Consider the following 18,558-nt stretch of genomic DNA (forward strand, 5'->3'; position numbering starts at 1 on the left):
CCGCCCGGCGCTTACCGCATCGCAGCTTTGCGCCGCGATGCACCCGGGCCCCGCCGCTTGGGCCCGGCCTGGAAGCTGCCAGCTTCGGACAGCTGGCGGTACAGTTTCTTCTCCGCCTCCGTCAGGTCGGCGGGAATCACAATCTCCACCGCGAACAGAATATCACCGTTCGCGCCATTCGGCCGCTTCAGGCCCCTGCCGGAGAGGCGCAGCGTCTGGCCTCCAGCCATCCCGGCCGGGATCTTCAGCTTCACGCTGCTGCCGTCCGGCAGCGGAACCTTGGCTTCGCCGCCAAGCACGGCCTGCCACGGCGCAATCTCTACCGAGCCATACAGGTCCCCGCCCTCCGGCTCATAAATATCATGCGGCAGGAGATGCAGCGAGATCAGCAGGTCACCGCCCTGCGCCGCTCCACTCCCGCTGCTGCCGGGAATCCGGAGTACGGTTCCCTCAGCAGCACGGGCCGGAATGCTGACGTTCACGTCTCTCCCGCCAACCTGGACCCGGATGTCTCCGCCTGTATACGCCTGCTCCAGTGTGACATCAAGCTGTGCCTGCATCGTACTGCGGGCCTCGCCAAAAGGATTGCCGGCGCCCCCGCTGCCCGAGAAGAAATCAAATCCTGCCCGGTCTGCAGCCCCCCTGCTGCCAAAAAACATGTCAAACAAATCCTCGCCCTCAATTCCGCCGCCGGAGGAGGTGGAGCTGCCGCTCCATCCTGTACCAAAAGGCGTCTCCCCATACGACGCAGACGAAGCTCCGCCCCGCCGCTGCCCCATGCCGGCTGCTGCACCGCCGAAACCGTAACGGAGCTCCTCGTCATAGGATTTTCTTTTCTCATCATTGCCCAGTACTTCATAGGCTTCCGCCACTTCCTTGAACTTAGCTTCCGCCCCCGGTGCCTTATTGACATCGGGATGCCATTTCTTGGCAAGCTTCTGGTAGGCCTTCTTAATCTCCTGCTTAGAGGCCTTTTCCCCTACCCCCAAAGCTTCGTAATAGTTTGCCGCCAAGGATACCTCCTCCTTTCGTGAACTAGAGCCGTATTCCTTGTCTACCTTTAATTACCCTATTTTCTATTGTGGTGCTGTAGAAGCTACAGCTGATCAATTTCGTGAAAAGGCGCACCATAGCCGGAATTCCCACTACAATGCGCCTGTATGATGGTGCTATATGAAAAGTCCGGTGAATCGGCTGTTCCTGCAGGGATCTTAGGGGAACGGCGCTGGCCGCCGGCCCGGGAAACCTTTTTACCAGCCCATCCGGCCGGACTTGAACGTCTGCTTCCTTCAACATTTACAATCCATTGTGCATATGCTCAGCGCCTCCGCTTCCCCCGGATGCCTGCCACATGCCCTCCCTGATTTGCTTTTATTGAAGCTGCTCACCGGAATTACCGCTGTCCTGAATCTCAATGCGTTTGCCCAGCGGTTTTTGCCGTTTCGGTACCGACAGGGTCAGCAGGCCGTCCTTCAGCGAAGCACGAATCTCATCCTCAGCAATATCCTGGACATAGAACCGGCGGACATACTCTCCATACCGGCGTTCTCTGCGCACCACCTGATGGTCCTTTTTCTCCTCACTGTTCTCTTCCTTGCGTACTGCCTTAATCGTCAAATAAGGGCTGGCATAATCAATGTCGATTTCCTCTTTTGTGAAGCCGGGCAGTTCCGCCTCAATCAGATACGCTTGCTCACTCTCACGAATATCTGTACGGAAGGACAGGGTGGAGCTTTTCATCGGTGCAAAGAAATCATCATTAAATACTTCATTCAGGGACTTGGCCAGCACACCAAAAGCATCATCTCTGCGTTTTCCAAAAGGAACTAAATCAAACATCTCTCATTCTCCTCTCATTTGACTTTGACTTTATTTGACCTATGGCTTTATTATAGCCCCCTTTCCGGGGGAAGACAAAACCTGTATAAGCCGAAAAACCGGGGAAATCCGGCATATCAGCTCATTTTTAAACCCAAATTTTAGTGTTATTCCTTTTTTGACCTTATTTGACCTTTGTGGCTGAATAACGCTCCCGGTACTCATTCTCAAGTATGCTCATCATCACGGCATCATGATACTCGTGGTTATAGAAAAGCGAGACATATCCATGCGCTGCACGTTTATTATATGCGTAAACCTCAAGTTCAATCCGGTGCGCAGAATTGCCGCAATATATTCCGATTTAACAATTCTCCTCCTATTGCATGGATAATTTATTTGTACGACTGTATCGCCCATTCACCTTTTTTATATACCAGCCAATATTCTGAATTAGCCTTCGCCTTATGTCGTTCCATGTTGTTATATACATCATCAAAGTTCATAATTCTTCCAATGATATTAAAAGGGATTTCTATACTGTTCCTAAATTTTACAATTCTATATAAATCAATCAGTATTCCATCTTTAGCGAATAACGTTAATAGTTCTACAATGTCTTGACCTAATGGTAGTACATTCTTTCGGTAAGACTTCAATTTATTTGAAATTAGACGTCCAAATACGTCCATATGTTGATTCTGATCTTTATAGAAAATTTTGTTGTACCAACCATCATCATGTGCCAAATATACAAATTTATTATTGAGTTTTTCAAAAAACGGGCTTCCAAACGGCTGTTGATAATGACCTAAATACAACAACTCCGCTTTCTCCTGAGGTGTGAGATCATCAAGGGTATTCATTTCATCAAAATCCACCCAACAAAAATCACCATAAGAATACACATTTTCTTCGTATAGGTCCTTTAGATTTTCTTTTCTTACAAATTCTAACCTTAGTCCATAATGGAAATCCTCACCTGTATATCTCGATGCAAGGAGCAAAATATTGTTTGGTTGAACAGTAAGACAATGGATAAAGTCAATAAATTCAATCCCCATTGAAGTTGTTGACTGTTCATTTTCGTTATAGATCATGTAAATGACATCTTTTGTTTTCATCTATAAACCTCCGCAATCGGATCAGATCAAACAAGTCTTAACAGGCTTCTCAATTATTCTTCACTGCTGCACTAACTATATTTCGCCAGCATTTCCGCGAGCAGGCCCTTAACCCCCGCGACTAGTTCTGGCGGTTCCTGTACCGCAGCCTCAGTGCATAGGCCAATCACGAACCGTGTGAAAAAACCCAGATCCTTGTGCGGGATCTCTCCTTCCAAGTAGCCGGTGCCGTCTTCGCGGATATGGAGCAGGGATGCCGACCATAGCTCACCCTCGCATGCCTGGACGCCTTCATTGGTTAGTTCAACGTACAACCGGACTTGTTGAGGGTTCTGGGCTGACGCCCTTCCCCGTTTCCCATCTGCTCCTGCCTCTGAATCCTTCTGCCTCTCCGCCCGGTTCCCCTGCTGCATATGGCTGAAAGCATCTTTATTCCCAAGATGCACATCCCGCAGATCCATCGCTGCAAGGCCAGAGGTGTCATACACCGCTGCATGTATCCGATCACAGCGGAATACACGGATGCCGCCCCTCAGGAAACAATAGGCCGGACAATACCACAGCCCGCTGCTCGCATAGATGCCGATCGGCTGAATGGCCCTTTCCATACGTTCACCCCTGATTTCATAATCAATCCGCAGCACTTTTTGCCCCGTTGCCGCTTCCAGCAGAATAGCGAGATACGGAAACTCGGCTTGCCTTGACGGGATTACGAAATCTATCCGGTCCTTCATCTGATCTATCCGGTCGCGGACATCCCCGGACATATAATGATAGAACTTGTGCAAAGCGGACAAGGATTCTTCCTTGAACGGCAGATATTTGTAGTGGCGCAGAGAATGGCTGGCAAAAAAGATCGCCACCGCCTCCGCCTCCGTAAACGCAATTGGGGGGAGGATTCTCTCGTTCAGCACCTGGTATCCGCCGTGCGGCCCCACTTCAGAGTAGAGCGGGACGCCCAGCTCACCCAGCTCCTGCAAATCCCTAAGGATGGTGCGCGAGGACACCCCGAATTCCGCCGCCAGCTCTTTGACGGTGAACTTTCGCTTGCGGTTAACGGTCATCATCAGGTCCAGCAAGCGTTTGGATTTAGACATGACACAGCTCCAATATCTTTTTATTTGTGACAACACTTGTCACTATTATACCCTACAATGAATATATAGCCCAGCCGCTGGTGGCGGGCAAATCCAACCATAGGGAGAGATTTGAACATGACTATACAGCTGAATCCTTTTATACTGTTCGACGGAAATGCGCAGGAGGCGATTGAATTTTATCAGAAGACGCTGGGAGCGAAGCTGCTCTTCAAGCAAACGATAGGAGAAGGGCCGCAGAACCCCGATACACCGTTGTCAGAGGAAGCCAAAGCACGCATTGCCCATTCCGTACTGCGCGTGGGAGAGACGGATTTTTACGTAGCCGATCTGGAGGAAGGACAGGAGCTGATCCCTGGAAATGGCATCAACATTTGCCTTACGGTTGACAACGCCGCAAAGGCAGAGCAGCTTTATCACTTATTAAAAATAGGCGGACAAGTTGATATTGAGCTCGCTCCCACCTACTTCAGTCCTGCGTTCGGCATGGTCACCGACAAGTTCGGTGTGGCTTTCCAGGTGTTCACAAAGCGCGGGCAGTGAATGCAGAAGTCCCCTCCGCCGTTGTTGGCGGAAGGGGACTTCTTTGTTCAGAAAACAAGAATGAAAATCGTCTTTTCAATGCAGCTATAGCAGAACCTACATATCATCACTAGAAATATGCTCATGTATTTTTGTTACATTTTGAAGACCAAAATCCAAGTTTCTCGTTAAATACCTGTTAAAAAATTCAGGCTCAATCCCTGTCAATTGATGAAAGAAGGACATTTCGGCTTTCCAGTCGTTTTCAATCATTTGACAAATATCCACTACGCCTCTCTTCGAAACGAGATCGATAATGGATTTAACCTTCATTGGCTTTTGGATCGGAATTATTTTATCAAGCGGTTCCCTTTCCAAATATTTTTTCCGGTGCATTGCCGCGTAAAAGTTCCGATGATCCTTGGGTTCCATAAGCCCAAGTTGAGTTGCCCTATATCCCAACACCTGCAACGAAGTTTTCCATTTCTTTTTCAAATCGAGGTAATCGTCAGGGTTAGTGATATAGACAACATCCTTCATATCCATTGTAAATTTGTCTTCTGGCAACAATAATGCTCCAGCAAACAGATTCGCTTCATTCTCAATCATTTTGTGCTCTTTCCGGTCCAGGTTTGCAAACTCAAGGCGATAATGAAGCAACAGATGACCCAATTCATGTGCGATGTCGAAGTTTCTCCGAACAGCTGATCGTTTCATATTGCCTAAGATGATATAGGGACGATCGTTTTGGGTCCAAAGGCTGTAGGCATCAATCTCCTCACCAATGGCCTTCTCAAAAACAAAAACTCCGCTTTTCTCTATCAGGAACATGAGATCATCATTTGTTGATTGTACTAAATCGAGTCTTTCTCGCGCCAAACGAGCAACATGATTGATTTGAGCCACTCTGCCATCCTCTGAGTTATTTAAGTACTTAATAGCCTCGTCTCTTAACTTGAGGATTTTCAGAGTAGGAAGGCTAACTTTGGCTGTAATATAGTTCACAAAAGCATCCAAGTATTCTACATGCTTCGCTTCTGCCTGCGTTTTCGAGATAACATTCAAGATTTTCGAACGATAAGCAATTTTCATTAAGTCTATATTGACAGGAGTCATATACCTTGCAAGCATATCTTCCGTATAAAAATATTTACTTTTCACGTTAAAAATCCGTTTCAACTCATTAACTATTTGCAATTTCGGTGATGTATATGCGTTCTCATACTGCCAGACAGCTTGTTCTGTAACACCTAACTTTTCGGAGAGCTGTTTTCTCGAATATCCATGCATGATCCGTAAATTGGCCAGATTGTCACCAATGAACATGCCTGCTCCCTCCTTATTGAGCTAAAACAATTCTGTTTTCTCATGATTGTTGTTGTTCATCTTCAAATATTCCTATATCAAATGCAGCCGGATCCATAATATCCTCATTCAGTTCCGGTGCTACTACTTCACGATCCTCATCTGTCAGATCAGCTCCGGAGATAAAGTCTGAGAGATCTTCAACTAGATAAGCGATGTTATCACTAGGATTAGGCAAATAATGCTTGATTTCAGATACCTGGTAGGCTTCATCCAGTTCATAGGTCAGTATATGAAACTGATTATAGTAAGAATTAAAATTTTCCAGTTCCTCTTTTACCCTGCTTTCTACAATCCAGAATGAAATTTGCTCAACGAGCTCATTTTTTGATGCTTCTTTGGATGAATTTCCTGTGGGAGAGAATGTTAGGTTTCTATTGATTTTTGAAAGCTCATGAAGATAGGTGCGCCGCTCCCCCTTCTTAGTACTATTGTTCGGCAGCTTTGCTTGTGAAAAAGAATTCTCATCGAAGTAAGCAGCATTCTTAATGAGAAAAAGGATTTTCGAGTCTCCATGGATGAATTGGAGATAGTCCCATGTTAATCCAGCCTTCGATTTCTTGTATATGAAGCCATGATTAACAGACTCTTCTGCAAGCCTACTTTCAATAAAATTACCCTTCGTCCAGGCAAAAGCTGAACTGATTTTCATTTTTGACTTTCGATCCTTACGATGCTCAATATAGTCGTGGTATCCATCTACAATAGCATCAACAATCATTTGATTGTGTTCATCAGTGAATTTATATTCATCCATATCAACCACTCCGATTCACAATTTTAGAGGCGTTTCTAGTGTAATCGAAATCGGAATGGATGGAAATGATTTTTTTTAAATTTTTTAAAGTTTTTTTCAATAAACCCTTTAATTTTTATAGTTAAAAGGACTTTCTAGTGAATTATTCTCTTTTTCGGTAAATATTATTCATAGTTCAACAACAAGGATTCCCTAGGGCTTTTCTTTTCCGAATAGCATCAGCCCTCTTACGTATACTATGCCTCATTAGCTTATTCTAAGCGGGGGGCGCTGTTAGTGAAAAAACTGGTATATGCATACATGCTTACTCTGCTCCTAATGGTTTCAGTTTCAGCACCTGTGATTGCAGCGGCCGGATATACAGCAGAAACCGAACCAGTGGACCCAGCGCTATTAGCTTCGCTCCGCCAGGGCGGGTACATCCTGTTCGTCAGACACGGTGAAGCAACAACGGGACAGGATCAACCATACCTCGACCTCAGAGACTGCACAACCCAGAGGAATCTTTCCAATGAAGCTAGACGGCAAGCCATTCTTCTGGGAAAAGCCATCAGCCGCTTGCACATCCCGGTTCAAACTCCGGTTGTGGCCAGTCCCTTTTGCCGGACCAGGGAAACGGCAGCCTTAGCTTTTGGAGCAGACAATATTCAGACCGATCCCTTCTGGGTCAACGTTTATAATTTGAGTGGTAATGTTACCTCAGACGAACAGGAAAGCACATTAACAGCCCTGAGATCTGTATTGGAGAAGACTCCAGCTGCGGGAACTAATCAAGTGATCATTGCCCACAGCTTTCCCAGGGGTTTAGGGTTGGGAGAGATCCCCTACTTAGGGACTGTGGTCTTGAAACCTAAAGGTGAGGGTCATGGTTATGATATTGTGTCCAGGATTTCCTTGGGCGAATGGTTAAGTACACAGTGAACGCTTGGGCTCCCGCAAAAGACTCAACAAGCCCAACCTAACGGGTGAATCCAGCATCTCATTGCCGCAGGTAACGGCATCGCTCCCCAATCAAGGGTATTTATACCTCTCATTCCGTCCGCTAGCCCGTTCACGGCGAGATCAGAGGTATTTATACCTCTCATTCTGTCCGCCAGCCCGATTATGGCGAGATCAGAGGTATTTCTACCTCTCATTCTGCCCGCTAGCCCGATTACGGCGAGATCAGAGGTATTTATACCTCTCATTCCGTCCGCTAGCCCGTTCACGGCGAGATCAGAGGTATTTATACCTCTCATTCTGTCCGCCAGCCCGATTATGGCGGGATCAGAGGTATTTATACCTCTCATTCTGCCCGCCAACCCGTTCACGGCGAGATCAGAGGTATTTATACCTCTCATTCCGTCAGCTAGCCCGTTCAACGGCGAGATCAGAGGTATTTCCGCTGAAGGATGGCTTTCCTGGTTGGGGGAGTTACACCGAGGTAGAACCATGAGCTGATTAGTACAGCGCCCGCCACAAATAAAAGGTGGCATAGGCCTCCCAGCCGAGCCAGGGCTCCGCCAGCTTCAAAAGCTCTGCGGGGGTCGGCTTCCGGTCCATGCCGGTCAGGAATTTGACCGCATTCTGCAGGCCTACATCCCCCACCGGGAGAGCTGTAGTATCATCCAGACAGCGCATCCGGACGTACTGCGAGGTCCACGGACCGATGCCGCGAATCTGGAGCAGCCGCTGCTCGGCAGCTTCCGGCGATGGCAGCGCCAGCAATTCTTCACGGCTTAAGCCGCCGCTGGCAATTAGTGCCGCCACATCCAGCACCGTCCGCGCTTTGCTGCGGGTCAGCTGCAGGGCGCATAGCTCCTCCTGCTGCACATCCGCGAATACCTCCGGCTTTGGAAATTCATAGTACCTCTGTCCTTCATACTCCAGCGATTCTCCATAGGCAGCCGTCAGCTGCTGCTTCAGCCTGTAAGCAAACGCCAGATTCACCTGCTGGCCCAGAATGGCCCAGCACAGCGCTTCGAACAGATCGGGAATGCCCACGATCCGCAGGCCTCTGTGCTGCTCCGTAAGCGGTCCAAGCAGCGGGTCGGCTTCCGCCAGACGGTAGAACGGTGCCAGATCACGGTCCAGATCGAACCATTCCCGAATGTAGCGGGCCAGCCAGGCTACCGCTTCAGGACCAGGAGTTTCGCCGTACAACAAGGTTACTCGCAGCTGGCCCCCCTCCGGGACCGTCAGCCGGACAAGAACCGGGTGGTTATCCAGATTGAAGTAACGGGTCACTCCCACCTGATCCGTCCGGTACAGGCATTCAAGCGGAGAACGGTTCAGGTAATCCAGGCAGACGCCGAAATCGAAGAACTCCGGCAGCGGCAGCTCAAAAAGCAAATCGTTCATGGCCCGCCTCCCCCACATGCAGAATACCCTCCAGCGCCAGCAGCTCCTGCTTCAGCTTGAGCCCGCCCCGGTACCCGGTTAATGTTCCGTTCGTGCCAATAACCCGGTGACAGGGCAGAATGACCGGCAGCGGATTCTGCCCGTTCGCCGTCCCTACTGCACGCATCGCCTGCGGTCTGCCGATCCTCCCGGCAAGCTCCCGGTAGGTAATGACCTCACCATGCGGAATGGTCGCAAGTCCTTTCCAGACCTCCTGCTGAAACGGAGTTCCCCAGATATCCAGAGGGATATCCTTGAAGCTGACCGGTACCCCCGCAAAATAATTCTCCAGCTCCCGGGTAATCCCGAGCTGCGCGAACACAGCCTGATCCTCCTGATAACGGTGCAGCGGAGCATAGGTTTTTAGCCATGCCCCCTCAGGCAGCTTCTCCTCTCTCCCAAAGGACAGGCGGATTAAGCCTTTGTCACTGGCCCATAGGGTCCAATCTCTATTCCCCAGGTTCAGGGTATGATGGTAAATCGTGATTTCACTCATGATGAATCCCTCCTTGGATTTGGCTGCGGTATTCGGTCGGCGCCAGGCCGGTTTTTCGCATGAACCACGCAGCAAAGTGTGACGGCCCGCGAAAGCTGACCGCTTGTCCCACCTCAGCAACCGCAAGCTCTGTATCCGCCAGCAGCGCGCACGCTTTCTCCACGCGCAGCTGATCCAGCCTCTCGGCAGGCGACCGCCCGGTGACCCGCTTATATGTGCGCTGGAGATGAAACGGGCTGACCTTCAGCTGTGCGGCAAGGAATTGGAGTGTAACTTTCTGCCCAAATTGTGCCTCCATCAGCTTATCCGCCTCGGATGCAAGCACCGCGTCCGGGCGCAGCACACCGCCTTCCTCCGGGCGGCATCTTTTGCAGGGCCGGAACCCCGCCGCTACTGCCTGCTCCAGCGAATCATAAAAAACCACATTACCAGCCTTCGGCGTTCTTGCCCGGCAGGAGGGGCGGCATACAATATGTGTTGTCAGCACCGCGGTATAATACACACCATCATACTTTGGCTCACGCCGCACAACAGATTCGTAGATCTGCTCGAATAATGCCTGTTCCATCGGAAATCACCTCTTACCGCCAGTATATACGATTCAATTTGCCTTATGCAGCCCTTTGAAACAGGAGAGCAAGATTACGACAGCACTACTATAGGCCGTACTTTGCTCTGTACTCCACTCGCCCGGGGAGGTACAATAAGTTATTCATCAGAACCAACGATGCTTCAGGAACAACATACTATGGTAATATTATGAATATTTCCATTATCGAACATTCAGGAGGATCACCATGCAAAAGCACTTATGGCTATTAAGCACACTTTTTCTTTCCCTTGCGTTATTTACAGGCTGCAGCTCATCCGCCTCAAGCAATGCACCTGAACCCAGCCCTCCAGCCTCTGAAATTGCAGCACCCACCCCTGAGAGCACTTCGCCTCCTGCTGAGAGTACAGCGCCTGCACCTGAGAGCACTTCGCCTCCTGCTGAGAGTACAGCTCCTGCACCTGAGAGCAGTACTTCTCCGCAGGACAGCACAGCCGAAACGGAAGCCGTTCAAGCCGCCACGGAGTATAAGAATTCCGAGTACACCGTCAAGGATTACGCGGATGTCCTGTCTGAGGAGAGCATTGAGCAGAGAAACGATGCGATGAGATCCTATCTGACAGAAGATTTTTATCAAAAAGCCATCAACAACCGTTATACTGCTCTACCCTTAATGGTCGTCCAGAAGCAGCAGATGTCTGTGAAGCCGGAAAATCTGAAGTTCACCCTAACAGATGGAACGAAAAAAGATATCGTCGAACTGAAATACAACGTAGACCTGGTACTGCTCAATCAGAAGGGTAAGGAAAACAAGCGGGTGCCTATGGAGGGCATATTGACTATGTTTAATGTGGATGGGCAATGGCTGGTGCAGGGCGACCGGTTTGACAACGCCGCGTTCAACAAGCTGATCAACTAATTTCATCGGTTATTCAAAAAAAGCCCCTCCAACTTCCGCCATAACGGCGTAGTTCGAGGGGCTAAATGTATAGGAACATCCTTTTATAAAATGTATAATTTGCGTTGTTATAAGAATATATTATATGGCTGCTTTTGAAGTCTGAAGATCCGCAGGGCCGTCCGCAACCGGCGGGTTCTTCTTCTTCATGTAACCAGAGTAGTAAGCGGTAATGATTGGAACGAGGATGGAAGTCACGATAACCGATGCTGCCACGAGTGCGGTTGCTGTCTGGGCGGCTGGCAGAAACTCAGGCTTCATGTTGGCTACCAGCATAGGGTTCGCTACAGCGGCTCCGGCAGTACTGGAAGCGGCAAGTCCGGCAGTCCCGTTACCACGGCCAATGTACTTGTCAGCCAGAATCAGCGGAACACCTGTAATGATGATAACAACAACACCCAGCAGAATACCCAGCAGACCTGTATCTACAATAACACCCAGGTCAATGGAGCTGCCCAGTGCGAAACCAAAGAACGGAATCAGTGTTTGTGTAGCTTTGCCGAAGTAAGCACGCAGATCATGATCCAGGTTACCCAGCAGGAATCCGACCAGGAAAGGAAGCACAGCGCCAACAAACACATGCGGTTCGAATACGGCTACCCCGGTGCTGCCCAGGATCAGCATGGTTACAAGCGGGCCGGATTCCAGCGACATCAGTACAAATGCGCCAGATTCTTCTTTTGTGCCATACTGCTGCATAATGGAAGCGTACAAGCCGCCATTGGTCATATCCATTGCGGAAATGATCGCCAGAACGGATAATCCGGCAAAAAATCCGGTTTGAACGCCGCCCTCAGGCAGGAACTGAATGGCAATCAAGGCTACTACCCAAGCCACCGCGATTTTGGTCAATACAAGTGTTCCGGATTTGCGGATTACGGTTCCGGTTGCTCTAACATCAATAGCAGCACCCATACAGAAGAACCAGACGGCCAGAATAGGTACCGTACCTGTCATCAGGCCTTTGGTGAAGCCTCCGAAATATTCACCTGCATTCGGGAAAGCCGTGTGGATAATGGCACCAAGGAATAAAGGAATCAGCATCATGCCGCCAGGAATCTTGTCGATCGTCTGTTTGATTTTCATGTGATTGATCATACCCTTCTTATAATATGCTTTAATTTTTTTGCAGATATTGATTATTTTGTCTTCCATAGGCGCAGCAAATCAGCCCCCCGGGTCTAACCATCTGTTACAGTACGCAAACCTGCGGACAGCTGTCTTTGGGAGAAAATTTGCTTGACTACGCTTTCACATCACTTACGGCTAAGTCCGAGCTCCGGGATCATTTTGGCAAATAAATCGTCGCTTTCTTTTAATTGCCGGGAAAAGTCTTTGCCGTCCTTAACCATCAGTCCAAGTCCATTTACCTTCATATACTCGCGGAATGCCTTGTCTTCGGTTCCTTTGATAAATGCCCCGGCGAGTATATCCGCAATGGCGTCCGGTGTGTCCTTGGGTACAGCAAGTCCTCTCCATGTACTGGTGAAGTTCACATGAATTCCGGTCTGCTCTTCCAGAGTCGGAACGTCCGGCAGCGCCTCAGAGCGCTTGTCGGCATTAATAGCCAATGTCCGCAGTTTTCCTTCATCCACATATTTTTTCACTTCGGCAGGACTCACAGGCACCGCATCTACAAAACCGTCCATTAAAGCGGAGACGGCGGGCCCAGCACCTTCAAAGGGAATATGTGCAAACTTCACACCTGTTTCCCGTTCTAACGTTATGGCAGCTAAATGCCAAATGCTTCCCGTTCCTGCGTTTCCCATTTTCAATTCACCTGGATGCGCTTTCGCAAAGTCGAGAAATTCATTTACGGTTTGCCACGGCGCGCCTTGCCTTACGGTTATGGCGGAAGGGTCAAAATTCGTTTGAGCGATGGGTTTGAACTTCTCATAGGTAATCGGCAACAGTCCCAGATGTGGAAGGATGGTCAATTCGGCCGGCAAAAAAGTAACCGTATATCCGTCCCCCTTGGCACTCGCGCCTTCCATCAGTCCGACGGAACCTCCGCCGCCTGTGCGGTTGACGACGATAACCGGCTGCCCCAGAAACTTCTCTGTCGCTTTGGCTAATGCCCTTGCTGTTGTATCCGTTCCTCCGCCTGCAGCATACGGCACAATTAATGTGATCGGCTTTTTGGGAAAACCAGCCTGATCTCCCTTGTTGCTGCGATCGTCCGTAACGCGGTTTCCAATAAGAAGGAGGATTACTATAGCCAGCAGCGATGCTGCCCAGATCCCTATTTGTATTCCCCGTTTCAAAAGCATCCCTCTTCTCTTATTAAAGGATATCGAGCTGCTGGCGGGATCTGAAATCCTGCCGTTTGCTCTATCGCCCCACCCCCGAATTCTCAAGCATCATAGCTGTGAAAGTTTTCTCAAATAGAACCTTATCCTATTCGGGGGTGTCCTACAATCATATTATCTTATTCTGAATCCTCAGAAACGCCGGAATGGCGCGGTTTTGGCCGATCTGCATACTCGCTGGCATATTTGTTGCTCTCCCGGAACTTGCCGGGTGTCGTGGATTTGATTTTACGGAAGGCCCGGATGAAGCTGTTCTCATTCTGGTAACCCACCTGGAGGGCAATATCGGCAATTTTCAGTCCGCTGTCCAGCAAAAGCTCACAGGCTTTATCTATTCTCAGGTTGGTAAGGTAGTCATAAACGGTCGTTCCGGTCTCTTCCTTGAAGAGGGTGCTGACGGAGGATACTCCCATATTGATATGGGCAGCGATATCCTGAAGTCCGATATTCTCCTGCAAATGACTCTCCATATACGCTATCAGGTTCTGCACTTGCAGATATTCCTTCGATTGCCGGTGTGCGCCCAGCACATTAGCCATATGGACAACAATTCGGCACAGCATGTCCTCCAGCTCGGTAAGATCCATGGTTGTCACCTGGAGCCATGTGTAATCCGCAAGCTCTGCAGGAAGCGGATGGCTCCCGGCTGCGGCAATACTCATCATTTCCTCTAACAGATCATTGATGGAACGGAACACCTTTTGCGGCTGAATGCCTTTTTTGCGGGTGTCGGCTGCTCCTCTGCGGACCCACTCCAGTCCCGTCTCAGCATCCGATGACTTCAGCGCCTGCAGGACCTGCTGCCTCCAGACATCATCGGATGGTCCAACGCCTTCTGTATATCGGCTCTCTGTTTCCATGTAAGTGTGGACAAGTCCATAGCCTTCATACAGCCGGCAGGACAAGGCCGACATGGATTCGTTGTAAGCGTAGGCTACCTGGGCAATACCGGCAGAAGTGCTGCCGATCCCGATCGATACGGATATTTTGAGGACTTCCTCCAGAAGGCTAACCAGTCTGACCGCTTCCGCCTGAAGATCGCGTTCGTCCTGCGTCCGGGCCTGAAGCAGCACGGCTAGACTATCCTTCTGCGGAGCTGTGGTTACTGCTCTCCAGGAGGGTTCGAAATATTCTAGTACAATGTTATTCATCGCGTATTTCAGCAGCATCTGGTCCTCTTCCATAAATGCCGCTGCCCATTGTGCATGGCGGTCGACCGATATCAGCAGCAGCTCAAACGGGCCCTCCTGCCAATCTGCAAAATAATGCTCCCATTTCGTCTGTATCTCCTGCGTGCCCATACTGCGGCTAATCAGATCATTTACATATTTGGACCGCAGCTCCGGCAGGCTCCACTCCGCTACGAGCGATTTGCTCTGAAAATCACCGACCAGCTTGCCGATTACAGGCTCCAGGTCGTACAGATTGCCATGTCCGGGGGATGCTGTGTCCGGAGCCAGCAGCTTGTTGATCCGTTTCAAAGGCCGGAAGGCCGCGAAATTATAATAGTAGATCGCGCAGCAGCCCACAGCGATGGAGATCAGTGACAGCATGATCATCATATTGCGTGCTGTTGTCACATTTTTGAGCAGCTGCTCCATAGGAACGAGTGAAATCAGCCGCCAGCCGGTCACATTGGAGAAGGTCTGGTTCGCCATATAGGCCTTGCCCTCGATCTTCACATGGGCGAACGGGCTTACATCGATGTCTTTCAGCATCTCGTTCATTTCCGTAAGGGGGAACGGCAGATTCAGCTTCGGATAGATCAGCTCACCTTCAAGGTCATACACCAGTTGATAGCTCGACAGATGACTGTACATTTTGGAGAACAGCATGTCGTAATCCAGATCAATCAGCACCGCCCCCGTCACTTCACCCTCCTGGACAATCGGACGGGCTAAGGACAGCAGCTCCGTGTCGCTGAGCTGGGGATCGGTGCCTGTGTATACCCTTCGCTTAATTAGCAGCGGCTTCTCCTTAATTCCCTCAATCCACGAGGTCCAGGCATGCTCCGGTGCCTCATCCCAGGAGCTCTTATAGCCGTAGCCGCTGGAAATCACGGAATGATCCTTGAATTTGATGACGCTAATCGCGTGAATATCCGGCTCTGTTGCGAGCGTTGTCAGATAATCCTGCGGCTCGGCGGCGATGCCTGCATTCTCTGCGGAGGCTGAGTTAATGTATTTCAGGATAACCGGATGAAACGACAAATCTACCGCCTTATTGTCCGACTCCCGGAACGCCCGGTTGGTGACATCCAGATTGATCTGCAGCAGCTCAATATTCGGCGTGTTCAGCTCCGTATCCAGCGCGTTCCGGTATTCCCTGTAGGAGAACAGGCCGATCAGTATAATCAGCAGCGACACACTGACGGTCAACATCAGGATCAGCCGGTTTTGTTTGTTGTTCAGCAAATATTTTAACTTGAATCGCAGCATTGGCGTTGCTTCATCCTTCCGCGGGTCTCATGGTCCAGACCATAGAGTAGCATGTTTTTTCTGTAGTTCAATATGGAGCATATCATATTCTTTAAGATTTTAAACGTTTGGAGTGAAGAACAGGAGAAATGATATAATAGTAGAAGCAAGCAGAAACGGATACGCCATCTTTTACAAGCTTATGAAGCAGCGATACTACGATCGCTTACAGATATCCGGATGTAGCGAACGGATTCACACAGACTTTTGTACAGGAGATTAACCCAAATGCAGCCTAATTTGATGATCAACGATGCCGAATGGGACAAGCTCATCTCGGATGTGGCCTTTTACTTTGAGGATCTGACTCTCAAGCGGGGATTTCAATATTATAAGCAAAAACGCGTAAAGTCTCTGCGGATGATCTCATCGCGGAGAGTTATGGCCGTAGTCGAGGGCAGAGAGGATTATGCCGTCAGCCTCGAGCTGGACCGCTTGACGGAAAGTCATTGTGACTGCCCGGTTCAGGGGCCCTGCAAGCATATGGCGGCAGTGCTGATGAACGTCGCTGAGTCGCAGGAGCGGTCTGTGAACATGCTCGCCAATGCCAAAGCAGTCATCGACCGGAAGAAGACAGAAATCCTGGAGGCTTCCGCCGCTGCCGGTGTCTCCGGCAGCCGCCGGGAACAGGCGCAGAAGCTCGCCGGGCTGATACCAGGAGCAACGGTTGCGCAGTGGCGCGAATATATGGCACTGCTTACCGCACCACTGGCACAGTCCGTGCGCAATCCGCAGTATTCGGGCAGAGCGCTGGCCGCCATCATGGAAGCCCAAGCAGAACTGGCCCCTGCCGCTGCGCTGCTGTTCCAGCTTAACGCCCATCTGTTCATTCTGGAGAGCCTGATTCAGCCCCTCCCCCCGCATCAGGCAGGAATGCTCTCCTCTTCAAGCTATTCGCTCGGATATTACACGGCTATTGCAGTCTCTGAGCTTAAGGAGGCGGTTACGCGCCTTATGAAGTCGGACCTGCCGCTGGCTTCAGAGCCGGAGGAATGGCCCCGGGTGAAGGAAACCCTGGATTATGTCCGGCTTGAGATGCTGACGGAATCGCGCGACCGTCTGCGGGAGCAGCCGTATTTCTCCTTCTGCTACGACCGGCTCTGGAATCGCTGGATTGCCCCGAACACCAGCGGCTCGGAGCTGTATCTGGAGGAGCTTGATGCGCTGAGGGAACGCGCAAGCGGGCTCGGCGCTGCAGCGAACCGCTCCGCACTGCTGCTGGCGGAGAGCCGGATGTACTTCTACCTGAGCGACGATAAGGCTGCACGGGAACGGCTGGCTGCCGCAGCGGAGCGGCCCGGCCTTCATCCTGACGAGCTGATGGGCTTTCTCCCGCCGCTCGCCGAAGCCGGGCACTGGTCCCGCCTTGCGGCCTGGCTTGAAGCCACAGGCCCGCTGCTGAACAGCCGCCTCTATAATCTGCAAGGCTATGCTGCTTACTGGGAGGACGCCGTACGTCATCTGCCGGAAACAGAGCCCCAAATGTGGAACACCCTATCCGGGATGCTGCCGCTCTCACAGGATATCTACGAAGAGAAGCTGCTGGCCGCCGGCAAATGGCGGGAATGGATGGACTATCAGCTGGCCGCCGGCAAAGAGCCTTCCGATTTCCGCGTCAGCGACCTGCAGCCGTTGGAGAAGAATGCGCCGGAGCTGCTGCTGCCGTTCTACCATCAGGCGGCGGAACGGTTCGTGCTGGAGAAGAACCGGCACAGCTATAAGGCTGCCGTGAAGTTATTGAAGCGGCTCGCCAAGCTGTACAAGAAGATGAAGTGCGAGGCCCGGTGGGAGGAATTCCTGGATGCCTTCACCGCCAGGCACAGCCGGCTGCGCGCACTGCAGGAGGAGCTGCGGAAAGGAAAGCTGATCCCATGAGTATGTACACGCGAAATATTTCCGTTCAGCTGGCCTTGAGCCAGTATGGCGATGCCCTGATCTACGGCATTAATGAGAGAGATGACTATGTCCCCGGTCTGCTGCTCAAACAGCAATTGTTCGCCTGGCACGAGGACTCCTTCTATGGAACGGAATTGACAACCCAGAGCGCCGACGGCGTCGAGCTTGTCATCCTTCCCGCCGAGCAGGTGATCCCGTTCTTCGCGGAGCTTCAGGTGCTCCGGCATATCGGCTGGAGCTGGGAAGGCAACGCGGCGCTGCTGACCGGACTAGCCCCTGTTCTGGCTGCACTGCTGGACGACAAGCAGTACGTCCCCAGCTTCTCCGCCTTCCGCGAAGGCCAGCTGCGCTGGGACTGGGACGGCCAGGCGCTTACGCGCTCGGCCGCCGGCACTCCCGGCGCGGCGGAAGCGCTGCGCGGGCTGCAGGAGCGCAGCACTCTTGCGGAAGGGCTGCAGGCCGCCTTCTCGGCGGCGGTCTTTCAGCGGTATTACCGCACGGAAGCCGAAGCCGGCGACCTGCGGAGCGAATTCCCGCTGCTGTTCAGCCGCAGCGGGATTGCCGCCGCCGGGATGGACGCGGACAGCTGGCTGATGTCCATCGGCTGGAAGGCGGACAGCGCGCCGTTCCGCCCTGCGCTGCAGCTGCTGGAGCCGGACGAGGATTCGTCCTCTTGGCGGCTGCAGCTGCTTCTCCAGGACAAGCGCGACGAATCCGCGCTTGTGCCGCTGCGGCTCTCGGATGACGGGGAGCCGCATGGCCGCTGGCCCGCGCCGTGGACGGAGCACGTCCACGAGCGGGCGGCCGGGT

At 51.2% G+C, this 18,558-nt stretch carries 18 protein-coding genes; 4 read left to right on the forward strand and 14 right to left on the reverse strand.

Features of this window, described 5'->3' with window-relative positions:
• Positions 1 to 11 precede the first annotated feature (11 nt).
• The 4 genes from A3849_RS04695 to A3849_RS04710 all read right to left on the reverse strand — a co-directional run bounded on the left by A3849_RS04695 (position 12) and on the right by A3849_RS04710 (position 4,039).
• On the reverse strand, positions 12 to 1,013 hold the full coding sequence (locus tag A3849_RS04695; protein WP_074110372.1) for a DnaJ C-terminal domain-containing protein: 1,002 nt from the start codon (positions 1,011 to 1,013) through the stop codon (positions 12 to 14).
• A 358-nt stretch (positions 1,014 to 1,371) separates the two neighbouring features.
• On the reverse strand, positions 1,372 to 1,839 hold the full coding sequence (locus tag A3849_RS04700) for an Hsp20/alpha crystallin family protein (RefSeq protein ID WP_074110373.1): 468 nt from the start codon (positions 1,837 to 1,839) through the stop codon (positions 1,372 to 1,374).
• A gap of 374 nt (positions 1,840 to 2,213) precedes the next feature.
• The gene (locus A3849_RS04705; RefSeq protein WP_074110374.1) at positions 2,214 to 2,942 is read right to left on the reverse strand and encodes a hypothetical protein; all 729 of its coding nucleotides are present in this window, start codon (positions 2,940 to 2,942) and stop codon (positions 2,214 to 2,216) included.
• 71 nt (positions 2,943 to 3,013) lie between these two features.
• Positions 3,014 to 4,039 carry a helix-turn-helix transcriptional regulator gene (locus tag A3849_RS04710; protein WP_074110375.1) on the reverse strand — a complete coding sequence of 342 codons (1,026 nt, stop codon included), beginning with the start codon at positions 4,037 to 4,039 and terminating at the stop codon, positions 3,014 to 3,016.
• A 117-nt stretch (positions 4,040 to 4,156) separates the two neighbouring features.
• Between A3849_RS04710 and A3849_RS04715 the strand changes: the two genes are divergently transcribed.
• The gene (locus A3849_RS04715) at positions 4,157 to 4,582 is read left to right on the forward strand and encodes a VOC family protein (RefSeq protein ID WP_074110376.1); all 426 of its coding nucleotides are present in this window, start codon (positions 4,157 to 4,159) and stop codon (positions 4,580 to 4,582) included.
• 96 nt (positions 4,583 to 4,678) lie between these two features.
• On the opposite strand, the gene A3849_RS04720 is transcribed toward A3849_RS04715, so the two are convergent.
• Together A3849_RS04720 and A3849_RS04725 are read right to left on the reverse strand one after the other, a co-directional pair.
• Positions 4,679 to 5,887, reverse strand: a complete 1,209-nt coding sequence (locus A3849_RS04720; protein WP_074110377.1) for a spr1629 family repressor/antitoxin — start codon at positions 5,885 to 5,887, stop codon at positions 4,679 to 4,681.
• A gap of 40 nt (positions 5,888 to 5,927) precedes the next feature.
• Entirely contained in the window at positions 5,928 to 6,683 is a 756-nt protein-coding gene (locus tag A3849_RS04725; RefSeq protein WP_074088845.1) for a spr1630 family ClpXP-sensitive toxin, read from the reverse strand.
• Positions 6,684 to 6,959: 276 nt separating this feature from the next.
• On the opposite strand from A3849_RS04725, the gene A3849_RS04730 reads away from it, so the two are divergent.
• Positions 6,960 to 7,604 (forward strand): histidine phosphatase family protein, encoded by a 645-nt coding sequence (locus A3849_RS04730; protein ID WP_306010694.1) that lies wholly within the window; start codon positions 6,960 to 6,962, stop codon positions 7,602 to 7,604.
• A gap of 519 nt (positions 7,605 to 8,123) precedes the next feature.
• Here A3849_RS04730 and A3849_RS04740 read toward each other — a convergent pair.
• Genes A3849_RS04740 through A3849_RS04750 form a run of 3 tightly spaced genes read right to left on the reverse strand, consistent with a single transcriptional unit; the run spans position 8,124 to position 10,126 of the window.
• Positions 8,124 to 9,023, reverse strand: a complete 900-nt coding sequence (locus A3849_RS04740) for a DNA-3-methyladenine glycosylase family protein (protein WP_074110380.1) — start codon at positions 9,021 to 9,023, stop codon at positions 8,124 to 8,126.
• Complete coding sequence (locus A3849_RS04745) at positions 9,004 to 9,558, reverse strand: methylated-DNA--[protein]-cysteine S-methyltransferase (RefSeq protein ID WP_074110381.1); 555 nt, start codon at positions 9,556 to 9,558, stop codon at positions 9,004 to 9,006. Before A3849_RS04745 ends, A3849_RS04740 begins: the two co-directional genes overlap by 20 nt.
• Entirely contained in the window at positions 9,551 to 10,126 is a 576-nt protein-coding gene (locus A3849_RS04750; protein WP_074110382.1) for a bifunctional transcriptional activator/DNA repair enzyme AdaA, read from the reverse strand. The genes A3849_RS04745 and A3849_RS04750 overlap by 8 nt, the downstream gene beginning before the upstream one ends.
• Positions 10,127 to 10,355: 229 nt before the next feature.
• Between A3849_RS04750 and A3849_RS04755 the strand changes: the two genes are divergently transcribed.
• Positions 10,356 to 11,027: a hypothetical protein gene (locus tag A3849_RS04755; RefSeq protein ID WP_074110383.1), complete on the forward strand. Its 672-nt coding sequence runs from the start codon at positions 10,356 to 10,358 to the stop codon at positions 11,025 to 11,027.
• A gap of 120 nt (positions 11,028 to 11,147) precedes the next feature.
• Here A3849_RS04755 and kdgT read toward each other — a convergent pair whose 3' ends face one another.
• The 3 genes from kdgT to A3849_RS04770 form a co-directional block, all read right to left on the reverse strand.
• Positions 11,148 to 12,152 carry a 2-keto-3-deoxygluconate transporter gene (gene kdgT / locus A3849_RS04760; protein WP_074108541.1) on the reverse strand — a complete coding sequence of 335 codons (1,005 nt, stop codon included), beginning with the start codon at positions 12,150 to 12,152 and terminating at the stop codon, positions 11,148 to 11,150.
• Positions 12,153 to 12,322: 170 nt separating this feature from the next.
• On the reverse strand, positions 12,323 to 13,336 hold the full coding sequence (locus A3849_RS04765; protein ID WP_074110384.1) for a tripartite tricarboxylate transporter substrate binding protein: 1,014 nt from the start codon (positions 13,334 to 13,336) through the stop codon (positions 12,323 to 12,325).
• Between the two features lie 158 nt (positions 13,337 to 13,494).
• Complete coding sequence (locus A3849_RS04770) at positions 13,495 to 15,813, reverse strand: helix-turn-helix domain-containing protein (protein ID WP_074110385.1); 2,319 nt, start codon at positions 15,811 to 15,813, stop codon at positions 13,495 to 13,497.
• 267 nt (positions 15,814 to 16,080) lie between these two features.
• On the opposite strand from A3849_RS04770, the gene A3849_RS04775 reads away from it, so the two are divergent.
• Positions 16,081 to 17,727: an SWIM zinc finger family protein gene (locus tag A3849_RS04775; protein WP_074110386.1), complete on the forward strand. Its 1,647-nt coding sequence runs from the start codon at positions 16,081 to 16,083 to the stop codon at positions 17,725 to 17,727.
• 232 nt (positions 17,728 to 17,959) lie between these two features.
• On the opposite strand, the gene A3849_RS33470 is transcribed toward A3849_RS04775, so the two are convergent.
• Both A3849_RS33470 and A3849_RS33475 read right to left on the reverse strand, forming a co-directional pair.
• Entirely contained in the window at positions 17,960 to 18,187 is a 228-nt protein-coding gene (locus tag A3849_RS33470) for a hypothetical protein (RefSeq protein WP_256700647.1), read from the reverse strand.
• Between the two features lie 51 nt (positions 18,188 to 18,238).
• Positions 18,239 to 18,451 carry a hypothetical protein gene (locus A3849_RS33475; RefSeq protein WP_256700648.1) on the reverse strand — a complete coding sequence of 71 codons (213 nt, stop codon included), beginning with the start codon at positions 18,449 to 18,451 and terminating at the stop codon, positions 18,239 to 18,241.
• Positions 18,452 to 18,558 lie beyond the last annotated feature (107 nt).

The sequence above is a fragment of the Paenibacillus sp. P46E genome, assembly GCF_001909095.1.
Taxonomy (GTDB): domain Bacteria; phylum Bacillota; class Bacilli; order Paenibacillales; family Paenibacillaceae; genus Paenibacillus_AQ; species Paenibacillus_AQ helianthi.